Origin of the sequence: Pseudomonas sp. 7-41 (genome assembly GCF_021233075.1) — a bacterium.
In the GTDB taxonomy this organism is placed as follows: domain Bacteria; phylum Pseudomonadota; class Gammaproteobacteria; order Pseudomonadales; family Pseudomonadaceae; genus Aquipseudomonas; species Aquipseudomonas veronii.
The window spans coordinates 3,619,691-3,639,923 of the sequence record NZ_CP089551.1; the positions used below are offsets into that span (position 1 = coordinate 3,619,691).

At 61.4% G+C, this 20,233-nt stretch carries 21 protein-coding genes; 15 read left to right on the top strand and 6 right to left on the bottom strand.

Translation table 11 applies throughout. The features are described 5' to 3' along the window. Window positions 1–3 precede the first annotated feature (3 nt). Complete coding sequence (locus LQ249_RS16085; protein WP_232565628.1) at window positions 4–3,744, bottom strand: hypothetical protein; 3,741 nt, start codon at window positions 3,742–3,744, stop codon at window positions 4–6. 220 nt (window positions 3,745–3,964) lie between these two features. On the opposite strand from LQ249_RS16085, the gene modA reads away from it, so the two are divergent. From modA to LQ249_RS16105, 4 genes are all read left to right on the top strand, one after another. After that, a complete protein-coding gene (modA, locus tag LQ249_RS16090) occupies window positions 3,965–4,732 on the top strand; it encodes a molybdate ABC transporter substrate-binding protein (protein ID WP_046383545.1) in 768 nt (255 codons plus the stop codon). Then, on the top strand, window positions 4,733–5,413 hold the full coding sequence (gene modB / locus LQ249_RS16095) for a molybdate ABC transporter permease subunit (RefSeq protein WP_017846319.1): 681 nt from the start codon (window positions 4,733–4,735) through the stop codon (window positions 5,411–5,413). It abuts the gene before it with no gap. Beyond that, window positions 5,413–6,498 (top strand): molybdenum ABC transporter ATP-binding protein, encoded by a 1,086-nt coding sequence (modC, locus tag LQ249_RS16100; protein WP_390896565.1) that lies wholly within the window; start codon window positions 5,413–5,415, stop codon window positions 6,496–6,498. The genes modB and modC overlap by 1 nt, the downstream gene beginning before the upstream one ends. A 283-nt stretch (window positions 6,499–6,781) precedes the next feature. After that, complete coding sequence (locus LQ249_RS16105; protein ID WP_017846321.1) at window positions 6,782–7,486, top strand: YoaK family protein; 705 nt, start codon at window positions 6,782–6,784, stop codon at window positions 7,484–7,486. Between the two features lie 143 nt (window positions 7,487–7,629). Here LQ249_RS16105 and LQ249_RS16110 read toward each other — a convergent pair whose 3' ends face one another. Continuing rightward, a complete protein-coding gene (locus tag LQ249_RS16110; protein WP_017846322.1) occupies window positions 7,630–7,983 on the bottom strand; it encodes a hypothetical protein in 354 nt (117 codons plus the stop codon). Between the two features lie 109 nt (window positions 7,984–8,092). Between LQ249_RS16110 and LQ249_RS16115 the strand changes: the two genes are divergently transcribed. Next, window positions 8,093–8,350 carry a hypothetical protein gene (locus tag LQ249_RS16115; RefSeq protein ID WP_017846323.1) on the top strand — a complete coding sequence of 86 codons (258 nt, stop codon included), beginning with the start codon at window positions 8,093–8,095 and terminating at the stop codon, window positions 8,348–8,350. Window positions 8,351–8,456: 106 nt separating this feature from the next. On the opposite strand, the gene LQ249_RS16120 is transcribed toward LQ249_RS16115, so the two are convergent. From LQ249_RS16120 to LQ249_RS16130, 3 genes are all read right to left on the bottom strand, one after another. Further along, on the bottom strand, window positions 8,457–8,768 hold the full coding sequence (locus LQ249_RS16120) for an AzlD domain-containing protein (protein ID WP_046383547.1): 312 nt from the start codon (window positions 8,766–8,768) through the stop codon (window positions 8,457–8,459). Further along, complete coding sequence (locus LQ249_RS16125) at window positions 8,765–9,460, bottom strand: AzlC family ABC transporter permease (protein ID WP_057004180.1); 696 nt, start codon at window positions 9,458–9,460, stop codon at window positions 8,765–8,767. The genes LQ249_RS16120 and LQ249_RS16125 overlap by 4 nt, the downstream gene beginning before the upstream one ends. Window positions 9,461–9,531: 71 nt before the next feature. After that, the gene (locus LQ249_RS16130; protein ID WP_017846326.1) at window positions 9,532–9,747 is read right to left on the bottom strand and encodes a hypothetical protein; all 216 of its coding nucleotides are present in this window, start codon (window positions 9,745–9,747) and stop codon (window positions 9,532–9,534) included. 177 nt (window positions 9,748–9,924) lie between these two features. Between LQ249_RS16130 and LQ249_RS16135 the strand changes: the two genes are divergently transcribed. The 10 genes from LQ249_RS16135 (at window position 9,925) to LQ249_RS16185 (ending at window position 19,713) form a co-directional block, all read left to right on the top strand. Next, a complete protein-coding gene (locus LQ249_RS16135; protein WP_057004218.1) occupies window positions 9,925–10,281 on the top strand; it encodes a metalloregulator ArsR/SmtB family transcription factor in 357 nt (118 codons plus the stop codon). 19 nt (window positions 10,282–10,300) lie between these two features. Further along, complete coding sequence (locus LQ249_RS16140) at window positions 10,301–11,584, top strand: arsenic transporter (RefSeq protein WP_057004181.1); 1,284 nt, start codon at window positions 10,301–10,303, stop codon at window positions 11,582–11,584. Between the two features lie 13 nt (window positions 11,585–11,597). Continuing rightward, window positions 11,598–12,077 (top strand): arsenate reductase ArsC, encoded by a 480-nt coding sequence (locus tag LQ249_RS16145; RefSeq protein ID WP_046383550.1) that lies wholly within the window; start codon window positions 11,598–11,600, stop codon window positions 12,075–12,077. 2 nt (window positions 12,078–12,079) lie between these two features. After that, entirely contained in the window at window positions 12,080–12,766 is a 687-nt protein-coding gene (arsH, locus tag LQ249_RS16150) for an arsenical resistance protein ArsH (RefSeq protein ID WP_046383551.1), read from the top strand. Between the two features lie 50 nt (window positions 12,767–12,816). After that, window positions 12,817–13,608: an AraC family transcriptional regulator gene (locus tag LQ249_RS16155; RefSeq protein ID WP_232565629.1), complete on the top strand. Its 792-nt coding sequence runs from the start codon at window positions 12,817–12,819 to the stop codon at window positions 13,606–13,608. 74 nt (window positions 13,609–13,682) lie between these two features. Continuing rightward, window positions 13,683–14,294, top strand: a complete 612-nt coding sequence (locus LQ249_RS16160; RefSeq protein WP_017846331.1) for a LysE family transporter — start codon at window positions 13,683–13,685, stop codon at window positions 14,292–14,294. Between the two features lie 847 nt (window positions 14,295–15,141). Beyond that, on the top strand, window positions 15,142–17,856 hold the full coding sequence (gene mgtA / locus LQ249_RS16170; RefSeq protein ID WP_057004183.1) for a magnesium-translocating P-type ATPase: 2,715 nt from the start codon (window positions 15,142–15,144) through the stop codon (window positions 17,854–17,856). Window positions 17,857–17,921: 65 nt separating this feature from the next. Further along, entirely contained in the window at window positions 17,922–18,269 is a 348-nt protein-coding gene (locus tag LQ249_RS16175; RefSeq protein ID WP_046383555.1) for a DUF2493 domain-containing protein, read from the top strand. 18 nt (window positions 18,270–18,287) lie between these two features. Then, on the top strand, window positions 18,288–19,079 hold the full coding sequence (locus tag LQ249_RS16180) for a hypothetical protein (protein WP_232565630.1): 792 nt from the start codon (window positions 18,288–18,290) through the stop codon (window positions 19,077–19,079). A 106-nt stretch (window positions 19,080–19,185) separates the two neighbouring features. Further along, window positions 19,186–19,713 (top strand): DinB family protein, encoded by a 528-nt coding sequence (locus tag LQ249_RS16185; RefSeq protein WP_232565631.1) that lies wholly within the window; start codon window positions 19,186–19,188, stop codon window positions 19,711–19,713. Window positions 19,714–19,715: 2 nt separating this feature from the next. Here the strand turns inward: LQ249_RS16185 and LQ249_RS16190 are convergent, their stop codons facing one another. Beyond that, window positions 19,716–20,174, bottom strand: a complete 459-nt coding sequence (locus LQ249_RS16190; RefSeq protein WP_017846336.1) for a GFA family protein — start codon at window positions 20,172–20,174, stop codon at window positions 19,716–19,718. Window positions 20,175–20,233: the final 59 nt, after the last annotated feature.

Sequence of the window (20,233 nt, forward strand, 5' to 3'; positions counted from 1 at the left end):
AAGTCAGATCAGTATCGGCTCTGCGGGTGGAAGGCCGCTGAGCCGACGTTCATGCAGCGGCGTCAACACAGTAAACCGCTGTTGGCGCAACGCACAGATGCCATATACGACTCGGGCAAAGTGTTCGTTGCTGTCGTCGTAGGGCTGGCTCGCCATGATCAGCGCGAAACAGCATTCGGCCTGGCGCTCCGGGGCCATCTTGCGGATCAATCCCAACCCTATCCCCAGCAACGCCCGGCTACTGGTCATGGTCAGTCGCTCATAACCGGAGCTGCGCTGGTGATGACACTCGCGCTGCTGGCCCCGGGCGAGCTGTTCATACAACGCGTCCAGTTCAGCGGCGGTGTATAAATCCACCGTCGCCTGCTCGCCTGACACATGAAGTTCCAGTTGTTGTTTAAATAACAGTCGCCACGCATCGTCGTCGATTCCGGCCCGCACCGCGACCCAGTCGACACAATCGACCAGCGCGTTTTGCGCGCTCGCGAGCGTGCTTGGCAAACCGGCCTGCAGGGCTTCGAGGTGGATCAATGCCTGGTTGACCAAGTTTGCCTCCTCAGCCATCACGCCCTCCATCAGTTCTCGATAGCCGCCCCGCGGTTCGTTACGCCATGCCTGAAGGAAGCCCAGCATCAAGGCCCGCAACTCACCGATCGCCTGCACGCCAATGGTGCGCCGCAATAGCCCTTCCGCCTCGTCGACCAGGCCGCTGAGGTTGCTGACTTGCGCCAGCAGTTCAGACTGCTTGAAGGTCGCCGGCTCATTGAGCGATAGCGATGCATTGATCGGCAACTGGTGAAAGACCTGGGCCCAGACACGCTCCAACTGCTCGCGAACCCCGCAGACGAAATCCAGGGGAAACGACAGCACGCTGTAATCGCCGCCATTGACGAAGGGGCTCCAACTGATGCCCAGCGCAAACGCCCCGTCAACCTCCAGGCTTGCGTTGGCAAAATCCGGATAAAACTTGTAAATCACCAACGCGCCCTCCAAGGCCGGCAACCCGCGCACGCAGTCCTCCCAGCCTTTCAACGTACCGAAATAGCCGCGACCGTTCATTGAGGCATCGAGGTCGCCCAGGCTGAAATCGACCATCGCGGTGTCCGTCGCATCCCGAATCGACAACGCAAAATGCGTTTGCGGGCGCTGATCGCCGAGTTCGGAGAAAATCAGCACGCCGACGGCCTGTGTCTCCCAGCGCTGACTGCGCAAAAAGTCGGAACAGCTTTTCGCCTCGGCATAACCGCAGGTGGCGGTTGCCTGGAGGTAACCTTTGAGTTCGGCGCCTTTGCCCCGGTCGTCGAAGGATTTTTCCATGCGCTGGCGCAGGTCGATCAACCAGAATGGCGTGGAGACAAAAGTCTCGGACTCACTGGTCTGTTTCAACTTTATCGGGACGTCGTAGTCTATGGGCGCATTCAGAATCGGCGCGACAGTCCGACCGCCGAGCGTCGACTGCTTGAGCAATATGCGCAACTTGGCATTGGCGCTGGGCAGGTCGGCCCCCAGGTCGACCATCGCCAATAGCACCCCCAGCTTGCACTCATGGATGTAGTGGGCGTAGTCCTCGGGACGATCGGTATTTTGCGCCAACGCATACGTAAGGCCGACATCACCGACATTGGCGATGAAGCGCGCCATGCCGGAAAGCAGCAGCGCGCCCAACCCACTCAGAGGCCCGACGGCCGCCGTCACCAGGCCGGACACCGCACGGGCGACACTTTTGAACATCGCCAGTTTTACCCGGCGCCGCTCTTCGTCGGACGAAAACACTGCGTAGTCGACCTGCCCCTTGATATCCGCGATGGCCGCCAATTGCAATTGCGCGTTGATGTGCTGGGTATCACGAAAGGACACCGGCTCCGGGGCGAAACGCCGGTAATGGTAACCATAGCGTTTTTTTTGCGGAAAAAAATCCTGAGGTACCAGGTTCATTTTCTGCGGGAAAGGGGAATGTTCCGCGACAAATCGCATCAACACCTCCGAGGGTTGCCCGGCGGTGGTGCTTGGTGCCCAGACCGCCCACTTGAGCTCGGTGAAGTTGAGGGATATCAGCAATGCCTTCTGTGAGTTGAATTTGAGCACAATCGCATTGGGCACCACCGCTTCATTGAATAGCAGCAGTCGCGGTTTCAACTCGCCTTTCAAGTAGCGGAACGCACACCCTCGCAAGTCTTCGTCGGCTGCATCGACTTGCGCGAGGTAGCGTGCGACCCGCACCCTGGCGAGGGCGTCACAGGTTTCGCCGAACAGTTTCTGGTAGTCGTCGCTGGCGGCCAGCGCATCGATATCCGCCAGGAAGTCAGCCAGCAACACGTCGCGCATCCCGGTCAATGTCGCGACTTGCGACGCTGGCAAGGCTTGCCCCTGCACATGCACGGCACTGAGTTTTTCCTGGAAGTACGCACGCCGTTGCGGCTCACCCAACAGCACTTGTTCAAAGGAAAAGTACTTGTAGCGTGGCGGCACGAATGCACTCACGCCAGGAGAATATGTGGGGTGGCCTATCAGGTATTTGAACTTGAATTGGCGTTCTTTTTTGAACAATTGCTGGGTGTCTTGAGACAAACCGGACTTCTTCAGGCAGCGATCGATCAACGATTCGATATAGTCTTTGGCGATCTTGTTATTGCCCACGCTCTCCCTCAGCCCATCCCATTTTTGCCAGGCCTGGGTCGTGGTTGCCTCGGGCGTCGGGGGCGCGGTGGGGGCCTTCCAGCCGGTACGTTCGCGGGGCTGAATGCTGACCGCTATAAACAGCCGCGCGGCATCGCAGCGCACGAACCATTGATTGGGCCGCTCGCTCTGCAGCCGGATGCCGCCGTCTTCCTGCAAGACGCCGCAGTTGACCCAGGGGCAGCGGTAACTCATGTAGACGCTGAGATAGTAGTGCCAATCCGCAGCGGCGCGGCGCGAGGCCGGAACCTCGATGATGTAGCGCTCCTCATCGGCCTGATAAGGCATTGCGCTCAGGGTCACCTCGATCACTTCGTCGGCCTTCAGCGCTTGGTCGGCGAGGAGGACGGCACGGGGCGTCCAGCGCGGGAAAATGCTGAAATCGGCGTCGAGTACCGCCTCGCCGAACGGCTTGACCCACAGCGTGTTTTTGCCGGGCTCATCGGAATAACGAATGTGATCGCCGCTGCGTGCGCCAATACGCATCCCCGGCCAACCGGTGCCAATCGCCCTGGGCCATTGCCCGGCCCCCAGGGAAATCAGCGGGAGATCGAACCAGATATCCGCAAGCAGGCGCTTACTGGCCCCCCACACGGAGAACAGCACCACCTCGGTCTTGAGCAAAGGCCGTGTCGCGATCGCCAGGCCACGCTCTTCCCACTCGACACTCTGGGCCTGGCCTGACACTCGCAGGCTGTCGAGAAAGTATCGATGGGCCGTCAAGCGTTGGGCCAATGCCCCGTAAAACTTGGGAAACAGGACATTGACCTGCACGCTGTCAGTCGATTGGTTTTTTCCGACACTCGCGCGCCAGGTGAAGCGCTTGTCGAGGATTTTCCACAGGGGCATTTCCTGGCGCTCGACAATCAACGCAGGACTTCCCGGCTCGGCCCCCTCCTCCAGGATCGAAAACTCCACCGGTATCAACGATTGCGTGGTGATCAGCGCCTTGGCCTGCGGTTCCAGTGCCGAAGCGCTGAGTACGCGGTCCAGCCAGGCTTTCACGGCGGCCTCGCTGGTAAGGTTGTTCGGTGCACCGACGTTGATATAGGCATATTCCCTTTGCATGGCACTTGCTCCTTTGCCGGCTAAAGGAGCTGCACTATCAACGGGTTCCCGTGCATTGGCTGTCAGGAGGCGGGCCGTTGCCGCCGGGAAATGTCAGCGCGGGGCCGGCGGATTCCCCTTGCCATTTTTTCGCTATATACCTATACATACACCGCTTGACCGCCCCCATGGTCCGGCAGCGCTCAATACTGGCTTTTTTCCTTCTCATACGGAGCTATCCATGACCTTCAGCCTCCCACGCTTGATTCGCCCCGGCTTGGCGGCCGTCATTGCGCTTGTCACCGCCGCTGCGGTCCACGCCGATGAAGTCCAGGTGGCCGTCGCCGCCAACTTCACCGCACCGATCCAGGCGATTGCCGCCGATTTCGAGAAGGACACCGGTCACAAGCTGATCGCCGCCTACGGTGCCACCGGGCAGTTCTATACCCAGATCAAGAACGGCGCGCCGTTCGAAGTGTTCCTCAGCGCCGACGACACCACCCCGCAAAAACTCGAAACCGAAGGCGATACCGTCAAGGGTTCGCGCTTTACCTACGCGGTCGGCACCCTGGCGCTGTGGTCGGCGAAGGAAGGTTATGTCGATGCCAAGGGCGATGTGCTCAAGCAGAACGCGTTCAAGCACCTGTCCATCGCCAACCCGAAAGCCGCGCCCTACGGGCTGGCCGCCACCCAAGTGCTGGCCAAGGAAGGCTTGACCGAGAAGCTCAAGGATAAGCTCGTCGAGGGCCAGAACATCACCCAGGCCTATCAGTTTGTCTCCACCGGCAATGCCGAGTTGGGGTTTGTGGCCTTGTCGCAGATCTACAAAGACGGCAAAGTCACCAGCGGTTCGGCGTGGATCGTCCCGGCGTCCATGCATGACCCGATCAAACAGGATGCGGTGATCCTCAACAAGGGCAAAGACAGCGCCGCTGCCAAGGCGCTGGTCGAGTACCTGAAAGGGCCGAAAGCCGCTGCCGTTATCAAGTCCTACGGTTACGAGCTCTAAATGCCGCTATCGAGTGCCGATTTTTCCGCGATCTGGTTGACCATCAAACTGGCGTCACTGACCACGGTGATCCTGCTGGTCATCGGCACTCCGATTGCCCTGTGGCTGTCGCGCACGCGCTCCTGGTGGCGCGGGCCTATCGGCGCGGTGGTCGCCCTGCCGCTGGTGCTGCCGCCCACGGTCATCGGCTTCTATCTGCTGCTGACGATGGGACCGCACGGTTACTTCGGCCAGTTCACCCAATGGCTGGGCCTGGGCACCCTGACCTTCAGTTTCGCCGGGCTGGTGATCGGCTCGGTGATCTATTCCATGCCGTTCGTGGTGCAGCCGTTGCAAAACGCCTTCTCCGCCATCGGCACACGCCCCTTGGAAGTGGCCGCGACCTTGCGCGCCAACCCCTGGGACACGTTCTTCAGCGTGATCCTGCCCCTGGCCCGCCCGGGGTTTATCACCGCGTCGATTCTCGGCTTTGCGCATACCGTCGGCGAGTTCGGCGTGGTGCTGATGATCGGCGGCAATATCCCGGACAAGACCCGGGTCGTCTCGGTGCAGATCTACGACCACGTCGAAGCCATGGAATACGCCCAGGCGCACTGGCTGGCCGGCGCCATGGTGGTGTTCGCGTTCCTCGTGTTGCTGGCGCTCTACTCCAGCCGTAAAACCAAGATGGGCTGGAGCTGATGCCGATGATCGATGTACGCCTGCACCTCACGTATTCCGCCTTTGCCCTGAAAGTGGACCTGCAACTGCCCGGTCGCGGCGTCACCGCGCTGTATGGGCATTCCGGCTCCGGCAAGACCACCTGCCTGCGCTGCATTGCCGGGCTGGAACGTGCCAAGGACGGTTTTGTCCAGGTCAACGACGAAGTCTGGCAAGACAGCCGCAACGGGCTGTTCGTACCGCCGCATAAACGTGCGCTGGGCTATGTGTTCCAGGAAGCGAGCCTGTTCCCCCATCTGTCGGTGCGCGCCAATCTGGAATTCGGCCTCAAGCGCATCCCGCGTGCGCAACGTCGCGTCGACATGGCCCAGGCCACCGAACTGTTGGGCATCGGCCACTTGCTTGAGCGGCATCCGCAGCACTTGTCCGGCGGCGAGCGCCAGCGCATCGGTATCGCCCGCGCGCTACTGACCAGCCCGCGCCTGTTATTGATGGACGAACCGCTGGCGGCACTCGACAGCCAACGCAAAGGTGAAATCCTGCCTTACCTGGAACGCCTGCACGACGAACTGGACATTCCGGTGCTCTACGTCAGCCACGCCCAGGACGAGGTGGCGCGCCTGGCCGATCACATCGTGTTGCTGCGCGACGGCCAGGCCCTGGCCAGCGGCCCCATCGGTGAAACCCTGGCGCGGCTGGATTTGCCCTTGGCCTTGGGCGACGACGCCGGTGTGGTGATCAATGGCACGGTAAGCGCTTACGACGCGCACTATCAATTGCTGACCCTGCAACTGCCCGGCAGTGCCTTGCAGATGCGCGTCGCCCATACGCCGCTGGCCTTGGGCAAAGCCCTGCGGGTCAAGGTGCAGGCGCGGGACGTGAGCCTCAACTTACAGGCCGAAGCCCACAGCAGCATCCTCAACCGCCTGCCGGTGACGGTCACCCAGGAAATTGCGGCGGACAACAGCGCCCATGTGCTGGTGCGCCTGGATGCCGGCGGTACGCCGTTGCTGGCACGGATCACACGCTTCTCCCGCGACCAGTTGCAACTGCACCCCGGCCAGACGCTGTGGGCACAGATCAAGGCGGTGGCGGTGCTGGCGTAGCCGCGAAATCTTGTGGCAGCAGCGTCTTGCGTTGCAGTCAATCAGACAGACCGGCCTGATCTGTTTGTAACCTGCCGTCCGCCGACCTGCCCCGCGACCTGCAAGGACATTACCTACGCAATGGGAGTGTCACACCTCGAGTTTTTTACAGGCGATCGAGTCCTCTCATACTTTGGTCTGGCATGACGCTGGCTGGAGGCTGGAAGCTGCCTGAGGTCATTGCGCCAGACATCAAAGCGCCTTACGGTAGTGGCCGCATAATCTCACCGAGGAACCCGGCCCGATGCTGCCTTCGTCCCAAAAGCCCTACGCCAACGTCGTACTCGCCCGTCAACAGCAATGGCGGGGTCGTGTCGGCATGATGCTGGTGGCCAGCCTGTCTGTGCTGGCGGGCATGACCGATGCCATTGGTTTCATGGCCAGCGGCGACTTTGTCTCATTCATGAGCGGCAACACCACGCGCCTGGCGGTAGCGATCAGCGAAGGTGACCTGGGCCTGACCGGGCGCCTGCTGTTGCTGGTCGCGACCTTCGTGGTCGGCAACGCCTTGGGTATCGTGGTCAGCCGCATGAGCGGCCGTCACGCCCTGCCCCTGCTGCTGTGCATCGCGGCGCTGCTCTGCGGCGGCGCGCTGTGGCCGTTCGCCGATATGCTGCCCGCCTTGCTCGCGGCAATTGTGGCGATGGGCATGCTCAATGCCGCCGTCGAAGAGGTCAACGGCTTGCCGGTGGGGCTTACCTATGTCACCGGCGCGCTGTCACGCTTTGGTCGCGGGTTGGGACGCTGGCTGCTGGGGGAGCGTCGCAACGGGTGGCGCGTGCAGTTGGTCCCCTGGACGGGGATGTTCATCGGGGCGGTGATCGGGGCGTTGCTCGAGCACCGCATGGGCTTGGGTGCGCTGCTGGTCAGCGGGGCGCTGGCTGCGGTTTTGGGCCTGGTGTCACTGAAGATCCCCCGGCGCTGGCACTTGGGTTATATGCCGCGCTGATGATCAGGGAGGCTCGCCCGACGTGACGGCCTCGACATCCGTGTACTGGTAAAGAGCTATTACGTCGAGCGAGCGGGGGAATCATAGGATAATGCCCTGCAACTGTCCCGCCGGGCATTTCCTAAAATCACTACGGCAACGGATTACAGACAAGTCGCAAGTGCGGCCAAACGGCGCTTGGCGACCATGGAGTCTTCGGCGGTGTAGTAATCGACAGAGGAACCGGCTCCTGCGCTGCGCACGTCGGCAAAGTAATCGCCGCCGGTGGTGTACACCGTGAAACCGCCCGCCCCGATCGGCTCCTTGAAGCCGCCGGCGTCGACACCAAACACCGCCTCGTCCTGCCAGCCGAACTGGATACATTGGGCAACCACCAGCGCAGCCTTGTCCGACGCCAAGGTCTTGTAGGGCGTGCCGGTGCGTGCCGCGTTCATTTTCGAGCCCGCGCAGCCGGCCAGTGCTGCCAGTACCAATGCGCCAATTACCAGTTTCCGCATGCCATCGCTCCTTGGAAAAAAACGCGACTCTACCATTAGCAGGCGACACTCACGGATTATTACGTCACCCTGTCGCCTACTTGCGAGTTCGCTTCTACCTGGAAAACCGATGACACCCAATGCCGAACGCTACAACCCATCCACCGACTATGCCGACAAGCTGATCAGCCGCATCGGCCAGACGCCCACGTGGATCGCCAAGCGCATTGGCGTGACGGACAAGCGCATTCGCTACATTCTCGACGGCGAGCGCACGGTGAAAGGCGAAAGTACGCCGATCCAGATGACCTACACCGAGCAGTTCGCGCTGGAGTGCCTGGCGGCCGAGGCCAAGGCGAAAAAGAAGGCGACGCCGCCCACCGAATGAATTTAGTTTCACTGTGACAGGAGAACGCGCCACCGATAATGGCCGGGCTCATTTTTAGAAGTCTCCTTCAGCCCGCCCTCCCGCGGGCTTTTTTTCGCCGGTGTGTTTAGAACCACCAGCGAAACAGGTAGAACAACGCCATGCTCAACAGCACGGTGAGCAGCACATTGCGCGTCCAGACCATCAGCGCCACCGCGCAGATCCCGGCCAGCAGGTAAGGGTTGGCCGGGCTCAGGTTGAGCCGGTGGTCGGCGAAGAAAATGATCGGCCCGCAAATCGCCGTGAGCATGCCCGGTACCGCGAACCCGAGAAACTCCCGCGCACCGCGGGTGAGCCGCACGGGCAGGCGCGGTTCGATAAACAGGTAGCGGTTAAAAAATACGATCAAGCCCATTGCAACAATCATCACAAAAATCATGCCTGCCCGACTCCCAGTCGTTTGCAGGCATACCCTGCACTCATGCCCAACACACCCGATACCACCACGGCCGACTCCCACTGCAGGAAGCTCAAGCCGACCGAGCACAACAGCGCCACCGCCACGCACACCACGGTGGGCACATCGCGCACCACGGGCGTGATCAACGCGATAAAGGTCGCGACAATCGAGAACTCCAGGCCCAGGTGTTCGAGCCCTGGAATGCTCTTGCCCAGGACAATGCCGGCGAGGGTGAACAGGTTCCAGGCAATATAGAACGTCAGGCCAACACCCAGTGCGTACCAGCGGTTGAAGGTTTCGCGGTCGTACTGGCTGACCAGGGCGAAGAACTCATCGGTCATCAGGAAACCCAGGCTCATGCGCCAGCGCGGTTTGAGCACGGACAATGTGGAGCGCAGATGCATGCCGTACAGCAGATGTTGTGAGGTCAGCAGCAAAGTCGTGAGCAAGATGGAGATCAGGCTGGCGCCGCTCTTGACCATGCCGATGGCCACCAGTTGCGCGGCACCGGCAAACACGATGGTGGAAAGCCCCTGGGCTTCGAGCGGAGAAAAGTGCGCTTCGATGGCCATTGAGCCAGCCAGCAAGCCCCAGGGCGCGCACGCCAGGGACAACGGAATGACAGCAATCGCGCCACGGGCGAAGGCGTAGTGAGGTAAAGCAGTAGGCATGGGAACCGCTCATCGACAGACAGTCGACAAGCATGCCAGCGCAATATGCAGGTTGTCTTGAACGATCTTGCTCAGGCGAGCCTTACCGACACCAGTTCCACCGAGTCCCGCGCTTCGCGCAGTTCATAGGCGTCCTGGTTGAGGCGGTGGATGGTATTGAGCAAGCGCTGGCGCAGCACTTCATCGCCGAGTTTTTCGACGGCACGCATCAGATCGAACGCCGCGGTTTCGTTATTTTCCGCGACGGAATCGAGGGTCTTGCGCAGATTGCGAGTGGCACGGGTCACGCGTGGTATTCCTTCATCAGCTATGGGCAGGCACTTTAGGACATTTGTGTTTCATTTTAATTTCAATCACTTGTGGCGTGTTTCTAGACATTTGATCCATATCAATTGAAACAGGATTTGACTGAAATATATGGAAATACGTATATTCGGATATACCTATACGAGCAGGCCTTGACCGTGTCAGTCCCTTTCTCACCTCCAACCCTATTCAAATGCCTGGCCGATGCCACTCGCGTGCGAATGACCTTGCTGATCCTGCGCGAAGGCGAACTTTGCGTGTGCGAACTGATCCACGCACTTGACGACAGCCAGCCGAAAATCTCCCGCCACCTCGCGCAACTGCGCAACTGCGGGTTGCTGCAGGATCGTCGCCAAGGGCAATGGATCTACTACCGCATCAATCCGGCACTGCCCGACTGGGTGACTCACGTGCTGGACACCACCCTGCAAGCCAACCAGCCATGGTTGCAAAACGACGCGCTGCGTCTTGATGCAATGGGCGACAGACCACAACGAGCCAGCACCTGCTGTTGAGCCATCGGAGCGTTTATTCATGCTTGTCGCAATTGCGATTTTTATCTTCACCATCATCCTGGTCATCTGGCAGCCCAAAGGCCTGGGTGTCGGTTGGAGCGCGACCCTGGGCGCGATCCTCGCACTGGCCTGCGGCGTGATCAGCCTGGCGGACATCCCGGTGGTGTGGCACATCATCTGGAATGCCACCGGCACCTTTGTCGCGCTGATCGTCATCAGCCTGTTGCTGGACGAGGCCGGGTTCTTTGCCTGGGCTGCGCTGCATGTGGCCCGTTGGGGCCGTGGTCGCGGCCGGCGGTTGTTTGCCTACATGGTGCTGCTGGGCGCGTTGGTGTCGGCGCTGTTTGCCAATGACGGCGCGGCACTGATCCTCACGCCGATTGTGATGTCGATGCTGCTGGCGTTGCGTTTTTCTCCGGCGGCGACCCTGGCGTTCGTCATGGGCGCGGGGTTTATCGCCGACACGGCGAGCCTGCCGCTGGTGGTGTCGAACCTGGTGAACATTGTCTCGGCGGACTATTTCAAGATCGGCTTCAATGAATACGCAGCGGTGATGGTGCCGGTGAACCTGGTCAGCGTCGCCGCCACCCTGGCGGTGCTGTTGTGGTTTTTCCGCCGCGATATTCCGCAGACCTACGACCCGGCGGACCTGGCGGACCCGGCCAGCGCCATTCACGACCGCGCCACTTTTCGCGCCGGCTGGTGGGTGCTGGGTATCCTGCTGATCGGCTGCTTTGCCCTGGAACCGTTGGGGATTCCCATCAGCGCGATCTCTGCGGTGTGCGCGGTGTTGCTGCTGGTGATCGCCGCCAAAGGCCACAAGATCTCCACGCGCAAAGTGCTCAAGGAAGCGCCCTGGCAGATCGTGATCTTTTCCCTGGGCATGTACCTGGTGGTCTACGGGCTGCGCAACGCCGGGCTGACCACTTACCTGGCGACCTGGCTCGACACCTTCGCCACCTACGGCGTATGGGGCGCGGCGATGGGCACCGGGGTGCTGACGGCATTGTTGTCTTCGGCAATGAACAACCTGCCGACCGTGTTGATCGGTGCGCTGTCCATCGAATCCAGCCATGCCGCGGGCGTGGTCAAGGACGCGATGATCTACGCCAACGTGATCGGCAGCGACCTCGGCCCGAAAATCACCCCTATCGGCAGCCTGGCCACACTGCTGTGGCTGCATATCCTGGCGCGCAAAGGCATCACCATCACCTGGGGTTACTACTTCAAGGTCGGCATCGTCCTGACCTTGCCGGTGTTGCTGATCACTCTCGCCGCCCTCGCCTTGCGTCTTAGCCTCTGAAGGACATACGCCAATGAAAGTCTTGTTCATGTGTACCGCCAACAGCTGCCGGAGCATTTTGTCCGAAGCGATGTTCAACCACCTGGCGCCAGAAGGGTTTGAGGCGGTCAGCTCCGGCAGCTTCCCCAAGGGCCAGGTGCTGCCCCGCAGCCTGAGCACCTTGCAGGCGGCGGGCATCCGCACACAGGGCTTGTACAGCAAGGGCAACGACGCCTTTGAAGGCAGCCCGCCGGATGTGGTGATCACGGTGTGCGACAAGGCCGCCGGTGAAGCCTGCCCAGTGTATTTCGGCCCGGCGCTGAAGGCGCACTGGGGGTTGGCAGACCCTTCGGATGTCGACGGCGACGAGGCGAGCATCCAAGCCGCATTCGACGCCACGCTGCGCACCATCGCCACACGCTGCCGGGCGTTTTTCGCGCTGCCCTTTGCCGACCTCAACCCTGGCGAACTGAAAGCCGAACTCGAGCGCATTGCGCTGTTGCAGGCGGAGTAACCATGAGTACCCTGCCCAATCTGGACGCGTCGTTAATCACCTCCGGCCCGCTCGATTCGAGTCGGCCGCCGCGCATTCTGCTGCTCTACGGTTCAACCCGCGAACGCTCGTTCAGCCGCCTGCTGGTGGAAGAGGCCGCGCGCCTCTTGCAGCACTTCGGCGCACAAACGCGCATTTTCGACCCGAGCGGCTTGCCATTACCCGATGATGCCCCGCGTGAGCATCCGAAGGTGCAGGAGCTGTTGGAACTGATGCAATGGTCGGAAGGCCAGGTCTGGTGTTCCCCTGAACGACACGGTTCGATGTCGGCAGTGTTCAAAGCGCAAATCGACTGGGTGCCGTTGTCCTTGGGCGCGGTCCGCCCGACCCAGGGCAAAACCCTGGCGGTGATGCAAGTGTGCGGCGGTTCCCAGTCCTTCAACACGGTCAACCAACTGCGCGTACTCGGGCGTTGGATGCGTATGTTCACCATCCCCAATCAATCCTCGGTGCCCAAGGCGTTCATGGAGTTCGATGATCAGGACCGCATGAAACCCTCGGCGCTCTATGATCGCGTTGTCGACGTGATGGAGGAACTGGTGAAGTTCACCGTGCTGCTGCGTGATCGTCCGGATTTGGTCGACCGCTACTCGGAGCGCAGGGAAAGCGCCGAAGAACTGTCGCAACGGGTCAATCAACGGTCGATCTGAGCCTGGCTGACGGCGTATGCTCACGTCCATCCCATGACTGAGCCGACCCCATGAGCACCCTGCAACACGCCTGGCTGGGCGACTACGAAATCAACAGCGTCCACTGCTCCGGCCTGACCTTTGCCCGCCACAGCCACGACGAATGCGTGATCGGCGTGAACCTGGTGGGCGAAGAAAACGTGTGGCTGGACCGCCGCGAATTCGTGGCTGGGCCAGGCGCCATCACCTTGTACAACCCCGGGCAGATTCAGGGCGGCGGTGCGGCGGAAGGCGCGCCGTGGCAGTTTGTCAGCCTGTACGTCAGCGCCGAGCAATTGGCCGCCGACCTGGGGTTGGCGCATGTCGAATTCGATCGATCGTTGTGTTTCCAGTCGGATCTGGCGCGGCGCCTGGCGGTTGTGGCAAAAGGCGCATTGAGCGGCGACGTTCTGGTCCGCGAGCTGAACGAAGACGCCCTGGTTGTGCTGCTGGGAGAAGTGGTCCGCCTCAGCGGCGTGCGCTTGCCCGGCAACGCGGCAGCCGGCAAAAGCCTGATCGGCCGCGCCCAGGAATTGCTCGCCGCACAGTTGCATCAATCGCTGCCCCTGGACCACCTCGGCGAGGCGCTGGGGTTGTCCAAGTTCCACCTGCTGCGCACCTTTCAAAAAGAGACCGGGCTCAGCCCTCGCCAGTGGGCCATGCAATTGCGCACGCGCCGCGCCAAAGGCCTGTTGCGCAATGGGATGGCGGCCGGCGAGGTCGCCCATCAGCTCGGTTTTGCCGACCAGAGCCACCTCAACCGGCATTTCCGCGCCGCCTATGGCCTCACGCCTGGCCGCTATCAGAGTGTGGCGAAACGCTGAACAGCACAATCTGGTCCAAGACAACGCGTGCGTGCGCCAGCACACTGCCCGCCATCACTTGATGGAGCATAGGGATGCTGGCGATCTTCTTTTACGCACTGGTATTCGGTTTTGTGTTTTGCCTGTCCCCCGGCGCAGTGCTGGCGGAGACCTTGCGCCGTGGTTTGCAACACGGTTTCACCCCGGCGTTGCTGGTGCAGGTCGGTTCGCTGGTCGGCGATGCGGTGTGGGCCGTGATCGGCCTGACCGGCATCGCGCTGTTGATCCAGCATGACGCCGTGCGCGTGCCGCTGACCCTCCTCTGCGCGCTCTATCTCGCCTGGCTCGGCGTGCGCAGCCTGCTCGACGCCTGGCGTTTGCCCGCAGCCGACAGCGCACCGGCCGGCTCCGGCACGAATGCGCTGGCGGTGGGCGCAGCCATTTCGCTGGCCAACCCGAAGAACATTGTGTACTGGGGGGCATTGGGCAGTGCGTTGTCGGGCATCGTCGGGGCTACGCCCAGCCACACGCAGACGCTGATGTTTTTCGGCGGTTTCATGCTGGCCTCGGTGCTGTCGTGTTTTCTGACGGCCGCACTGGTCAATCTGCTGCGCAAGAACGCCTCGCCGACCTGGCAACGCATCAGTTACGCGGCATGCGGTGTAGTCTTGATCTATCTCGCCGTTCTCGCCGCGCAAGGCATATGAAGTTATATATGCCCGGTAACTTGTGAATATGTTTTATCTGAATAGACTCTGAACACTTGGCATTTTAATTAATCATGCGTTGACATTCCGCAACTGGCTGAGTAGATTGCCCCTGCCCGCAACTGGGGCCTTTTTTAAACCTCACAAAAGAAGCCAATGGACACAGTATCTAGTCGCTGTCCGAGCACCGCGTTGGCGGGCATCGGGCGCCCAACCCAGAAGATGACAGGACTTGCCTCTCCGGTCCGGTAAGCTGCGCTAGAGCTTGTGCTCCACCGTAACTGCCTCGCCGGTCGCCCGTCCGGTCCCGAGGTGTGTTATGACCTTCCAAACCTTTGTTGTAAAAGATGTACGAACGCTGGCCGCGACCCTGCGGGCCAAGCTGTGCCGAGCGCCCGCAGGCGTTTGTGTTGCCCGCCCGGCCTTTGCCGTACCCTCCCCTCGAATGCGCCCGGCCCATCCGCTGGCGCGCTGGCGTGCCTGCCCGACGACTGGCCGACTGCAGCAGCATTGGGCTCACGCCGCCCCTCAAGACCCACAGAGACGTAACGTTTCCAACCTGGCTGAAGCCCGCCTGATGCCCGCTCTTTACCTGGGCACTCGCGCCGCTTGACCGCTTGGAAACAGCAACTTTCTGATCAATACCCTGGAGTTCTTTTATGAACCTTTCCAGTAGTAGCCCGCTGCGCGCGCAGTAACTAACGCGCACTTAGCGGGCCCATTGAAAGTTATTCAACACCTTATTTGAACCGATCGCGAAGTCCGCGGCTCGGCATGCTTTCGCTCGCCTGTCATCAGGTCAGTACCGGGTATGTTTTGTCGAGAACTGGCGACAGGAGTACACACCATGAGCGCCGTAAAAAAACCGCCACAGCCCAACAAAAACCGCACCGACGCCGACGCTCGGCTATCAATGCGGGCCGCCCGCGAAGCCCATAACGGCCTGTCGGCCACCCTGGCCAATGTGCGAGCCACTCTGGATGGCCTGACCGAGTTGGATGCCACTGCACGCCTGCAACAGCAAGGCCATAACGAAGTCGCCCATGACAAGCCGCCTCACGCATTCATCCAGTTCCTGCAGGCGCTCAACAATCCGTTTATCTATGTGCTGCTGACGCTGGGCGCGATCAGCTTCGTCACCGATTACTGGTTGCCGTTGCAGGCCGGTGAAGAAGTCGACCTGACCAAAGTCATCATCATCATGACCATGGTCCTGCTCAGCAGCCTGCTGCGGTTCTGGCAGGAGCACCGTTCGGCCAAATCCGCCGAAACGCTCAAAGCCATGGTCCGCACCACCGCCACCGTACTGCGCCGCGAACAGGTCGGCGCCCAGCCAACCCTGCGCGAAGTGCCGATGCGCGAACTGGTGGCCGGCGATATCGTGCAGCTGTCGGCCGGCGACATGATCCCGGCCGACATCCGCCTGATCGAATCGCGTGACCTGTTCATCAGCCAGGCGGTGCTGACCGGCGAAGCCTTGCCCGTGGAAAAATACGACACGCTGGGGGACGTGACGCAAAAGTCCGCCAGTACCCTTGCCGCCGACCAGGGCAACTTGCTCGACCTGCCGAACATCTGCTTCATGGGCACCAACGTGGTCAGCGGCCGCGCCAAAGCCGTGGTGGTGGCCACCGGACCGCGCACCTACTTCGGCTCGCTGGCCAAGGCGATTGTCGGCTCCCGGGCGCAGACCGCGTTTGATCGCGGCGTGAACAGCGTCAGCTGGCTGCTGATCCGCTTCATGCTGGTGATGGTGCCAATCGTGTTCTTCCTCAACGGCTTCTCCAAGGGTGACTGGGGCGATGCCTTCCTGTTTGCCCTGGCGGTCGCCGTCGGCCTGACCCCGGAAATGCTGCCGATGATTGTCAGCGCCAACCTGGCCAAGGGCGCCACCGCCATGGCCAAGCGCAAAGTGGTGGTCAAGCGCCTCAACGCGATCCAGAACTTCGGTTCGATGGACGTGCTGTGTACCGACAAGACCGGCACCCTGACCCAGGACAAGATCATCCTCGAGCACCACGTCAACGCCTTTGGCCAGCGTGACGACGCGGTGCTGTCGCTGGCCTGGCTCAACAGCTATCACCAAAGCGGCATGAAGAATCTGATGGACCAGGCCGTGGTGCAGTTCTCGGCACAAAACCCCAAGTTCCAGGCGCCGTTTGCCTACAGCAAGGTCGATGAATTGCCGTTCGACTTTGTACGCCGTCGCCTGTCGATTGTGGTCAAGGACGCCGCCGGCGACCATCTGCTGGTGTGCAAGGGTGCCGTGGAAGAGATGCTGAGCATTGCCACCCACGTGATCGAAGCCGGCGCCGCGGTGCCGCTGGATCAGCGGCGTCGCGAGGCGTTGCTGGCGATTGCCAATGACTACAACGAAGACGGCTTTCGCGTGTTGGTGGTGGCCACCCGCAATATCCCGAACGCGTTGGCGCGCCGGCAGTACACCACCGCCGATGAGCGCAACCTGGTGATCCAGGGGTTCCTGACCTTCCTTGATCCACCGAAGGAAACCGCAGGCCCGGCGATTGCGGCGCTGCAACAGATCGGCGTAGCGGTAAAAGTGCTGACCGGCGACAACGCCGTGGTCACCAGCAAGATCTGCCGCCAGGTCGGCCTCGACCCAGGCCAGCCGCTGCTCGGCGTGGACATCGAAGCAATGGACGATGCGACCCTGCTGCGCCGCGTGGAAGAGCGCACGGTGTTTGCCAAGCTGACACCGCTGCAGAAGTCGCGGGTGCTCAAGGCCCTGCAAGCCAACGGCCACACTGTCGGTTTCCTCGGTGACGGTATCAACGATGCGCCGGCGCTGCGCGATGCCGACGTGGGGATCTCGGTGGACAGCGGCACCGACATCGCCAAGGAATCGGCCGACATCATCCTGCTGGAAAAGAGCCTGATGGTGCTGGAAGAAGGCGTGCTCAAGGGCCGCGAAACCTTCGGCAATATCATGAAGTACCTGAACATGACCGCCAGTTCCAACTTCGGCAACGTGTTCTCGGTGCTGGTGGCCAGTGCGTTCATTCCGTTCATGCCGATGCTGGCGATCCACCTGCTGCTGCAGAACCTGATGTACGACATCTCCCAACTGGCCTTGCCGTGGGACAAGATGGACAAGGAATACCTGGCCAAGCCACGCAAGTGGGACGCGAAGAACATCGGCCGCTTCATGCTGTGGATCGGGCCAACCTCGTCGATCTTCGACATCACCACCTTTGCGCTGATGTGGTACGTGTTCGCCGCCAACAGCGTGGAGATGCAGACCCTGTTCCAGTCCGGCTGGTTCATCGAGGGCCTGCTCTCGCAAACCCTGGTGGTGCATATGCTGCGCACCCGCAAGATCCCGTTCTTCCAGAGCACCGCGGCATGGCCGGTGTTGCTGATGACCGGTGTGGTGATCGCCCTGGGGATCTATGTGCCGTTCTCGCCGCTCGGCACCCTGGTGGGCCTGCAACCGCTGCCGCTGGCTTACTTCCCATGGCTGGCAGGCACCTTGCTCAGCTACTGCTGCGTGGCTCAACTGATGAAGACGATCTACATCCGCCGCTTCAAGCAGTGGTACTGATCACTCCCGCCGTTCAGACGGTGGCGGTCGCTCGGCTGCCACCGTGCATTACAAGGATTTCAAGCATGCGCGTGTTGATCTGTGCAGGTCGTCATTACGCCGACACCCAACGTTCCCGCCACGTGCTGGACGCTTACCACCGCCTGCGCCCGGTGCAGGTATTGATCCACGGCGGCAACCAGTTCCTCGGCAGCGAGATCGAGGAGTGGGCGCGGGAAATCGGCATCGACGTGGTGCGTTATCCGCCCAATTGGCAACGCCATGGCAAGCAGGCGGAACGCCAGCGCAACCATTTCATGCTGACCGACAGCCGCCCTGATGTGGTCATCGCCCTGCCCGGTGGCGATGACACGTCAGAGCTGGTCTGTCAGGCCAAAGCCAGCGGCATTTCGGTGCTGACCGTAGAAAGCTGAATTCAAGCGAGGCACAACATGTACAAAAAACACCGCCAACCCTCGGACAGGGTTACCCGCTATCGAGGCGCTCGCCATACCCTCTTGTTGTTACCGCCAGCCAAACGGCGGGCGTTACGGCGCAACCTGATGTTTATCGGGCTCACACTCAGCGTCATCCTGCTCATCAGCCTATTCTCGAAGGCCTTCGCGGCAGGGGGCGCTTATGCAGTCGACGACGGCGCGATCAATGCGCCGGGCGAATGCAACGTCGACGCCTGGTACAGCGCCCACCGACACGACGGCGGCACGCACAATGAGACACTGTCGCCTGCCTGCACCTTCGAGGCCCTGCCCGCCGTGCAATGGGGCGCGGCATTGTCACGGGCCAACCGCGAGACGCAAGTGAGCCCGCAAGTGAAGGCGCAGGTAATGTCACGTCAGGACCTGCGCCTGGAGATAGCCGTGTCCGCCAGCGCCCACGTTGCCCTGGACCGGCGACATGCGTTTGATGGCGCGGACTTCAACGTGCCGTTGACGTGGCAACCGCTGGAGCCCCTGCGACTGAACCTGAACGCCGGCTGGACCCACGCGTATGACGACGGTGAGCAAAACCAGCGTCTCACATGGGGCGCCGGCGCCGAATATCGGGTAGCGCACTCGTTGACGCTGATTGTCGAGCGCTACGGCCAAAAAGGTGCTGAGCAGGCCTGGCAAGCGGGGCCGCGGTTCCACCTTGGGCCGTTGATCGACGTCGACGTGGTGCTTGGGCGCAGCCTGGTCGCTGAACGCGCGCAATGGTTGACCACCGGCGCCACGTTGCGTTTCTAGGCGTCACGCCTTCGCAGGGATGGCGTCCTCTGGCGGAACCCGATGACCGCGGGGTGAGCACGCCTTATGATGGCGCCATCGCGCCGCCCAGACAGAGAGAAAGCCCGTGAACCGTATCGAACAGATCGCCCTGATGGCGACCTACAACCAGTGGATGAACCGTAAAGTCTACGACGCGGCCGCGAAGCTGACGGACGCCGAACTACGGATGGACCGCCGCGCATTTTTCGGCTCGATCCTCGGCACGCTGAACCACCTGACTCTGGGCGACACCGTGTGGCTCAAACGCTTTGCCCAGCACCCCGCCAGCCATGCGGCGCTGGCACCGTTAAGCGCCATTGCCGCCCCCACCGATCTCAAGCAACTGGCCTTCGCCGACCTGCACGAACTGGCCACCCACCGCACCTGGCTGGATCGACTGATCATCGACTGGGCGCAAAGCCTGCGCGAGCCTGACCTCGACCTGCGCCTGCATTACCACAACATGCGCGGGGTCGCGGCAGACAAGCCGTTCTTCGGCCTGCTGGTACATTTTTTCAATCATCAGACCCACCACCGGGGCCAGCTGACAACACTGCTGACCCAGGCCGGACACGATGTGGGCGATACCGACCTGCTCGCGCTGATCGACTGAACTCAGCGGGCGCTGAACTCGGCGTAAGCCTGCAACAAACGCGGAAAATCCTCCGGCCCGGGCAATTGTGCAAAATGCTCGACCGCCGGCGTCGTGGCCCAGGGCAATTTCTCGCTGGTCCAGGTTTCCATGAACGGCGGATAATCCTCGGCATTCTCCAGCATCGTCGCACGCACATTGACGAACTCATCGATGCCATGGGGCCGTGTAAACAGCCAGCTCATGCAATGGGGGCAAAAGTAATGGCGGTCCACGCCATGCATGCCGCCGATCACCGGGCAACCCTGGGTCACGGTGAACGCGCTGGCGGGAATCAGCGCACTGAGGGAGAACGCGCTGGCGGTCATCTTCTGACAACCGGTGCAATGGCAAGCCATGGTGATCACGGGGGGCTGGCTCACACTGAAGCGCACGCGGTTACAACGGCAACTGCCTTCACGTGGCAGGTTTTCGACGCTCATCACTCACTCCTTTTTATGACTGGACTTGAGGCAGAGTAACGTCGAGCCTTGCTGTTGAG

What these genes read in the sequence shown, in the direction of transcription:
- LQ249_RS16140 (WP_057004181.1), top strand. Translation starts at nt 10,301, where the DNA reads ATGCTTGTCGCAATTGCGATTTTTATCTTCACCATCATCCTGGTCATC.
- modA (WP_046383545.1), top strand. Translation starts at nt 3,965, where the DNA reads ATGACCTTCAGCCTCCCACGCTTGATTCGCCCCGGCTTGGCGGCCGTC.
- LQ249_RS16155 (WP_232565629.1), top strand. Translation starts at nt 12,817, where the DNA reads ATGAGCACCCTGCAACACGCCTGGCTGGGCGACTACGAAATCAACAGC.
- LQ249_RS16120 (WP_046383547.1), bottom strand. Translation starts at nt 8,768, where the DNA reads ATGATTTTTGTGATGATTGTTGCAATGGGCTTGATCGTATTTTTTAAC.
- LQ249_RS16160 (WP_017846331.1), top strand. Translation starts at nt 13,683, where the DNA reads ATGCTGGCGATCTTCTTTTACGCACTGGTATTCGGTTTTGTGTTTTGC.
- LQ249_RS16180 (WP_232565630.1), top strand. Translation starts at nt 18,288, where the DNA reads ATGTACAAAAAACACCGCCAACCCTCGGACAGGGTTACCCGCTATCGA.
- LQ249_RS16175 (WP_046383555.1), top strand. Translation starts at nt 17,922, where the DNA reads ATGCGCGTGTTGATCTGTGCAGGTCGTCATTACGCCGACACCCAACGT.
- modB (WP_017846319.1), top strand. Translation starts at nt 4,733, where the DNA reads ATGCCGCTATCGAGTGCCGATTTTTCCGCGATCTGGTTGACCATCAAA.
- LQ249_RS16105 (WP_017846321.1), top strand. Translation starts at nt 6,782, where the DNA reads ATGCTGCCTTCGTCCCAAAAGCCCTACGCCAACGTCGTACTCGCCCGT.
- LQ249_RS16190 (WP_017846336.1), bottom strand. Translation starts at nt 20,174, where the DNA reads ATGAGCGTCGAAAACCTGCCACGTGAAGGCAGTTGCCGTTGTAACCGC.
- mgtA (WP_057004183.1), top strand. Translation starts at nt 15,142, where the DNA reads ATGAGCGCCGTAAAAAAACCGCCACAGCCCAACAAAAACCGCACCGAC.
- LQ249_RS16115 (WP_017846323.1), top strand. Translation starts at nt 8,093, where the DNA reads ATGACACCCAATGCCGAACGCTACAACCCATCCACCGACTATGCCGAC.
- arsH (WP_046383551.1), top strand. Translation starts at nt 12,080, where the DNA reads ATGAGTACCCTGCCCAATCTGGACGCGTCGTTAATCACCTCCGGCCCG.
- LQ249_RS16085 (WP_232565628.1), bottom strand. Translation starts at nt 3,744, where the DNA reads ATGCAAAGGGAATATGCCTATATCAACGTCGGTGCACCGAACAACCTT.
- modC (WP_390896565.1), top strand. Translation starts at nt 5,413, where the DNA reads ATGCCGATGATCGATGTACGCCTGCACCTCACGTATTCCGCCTTTGCC.
- LQ249_RS16125 (WP_057004180.1), bottom strand. Translation starts at nt 9,460, where the DNA reads ATGCCTACTGCTTTACCTCACTACGCCTTCGCCCGTGGCGCGATTGCT.
- LQ249_RS16145 (WP_046383550.1), top strand. Translation starts at nt 11,598, where the DNA reads ATGAAAGTCTTGTTCATGTGTACCGCCAACAGCTGCCGGAGCATTTTG.
- LQ249_RS16110 (WP_017846322.1), bottom strand. Translation starts at nt 7,983, where the DNA reads ATGCGGAAACTGGTAATTGGCGCATTGGTACTGGCAGCACTGGCCGGC.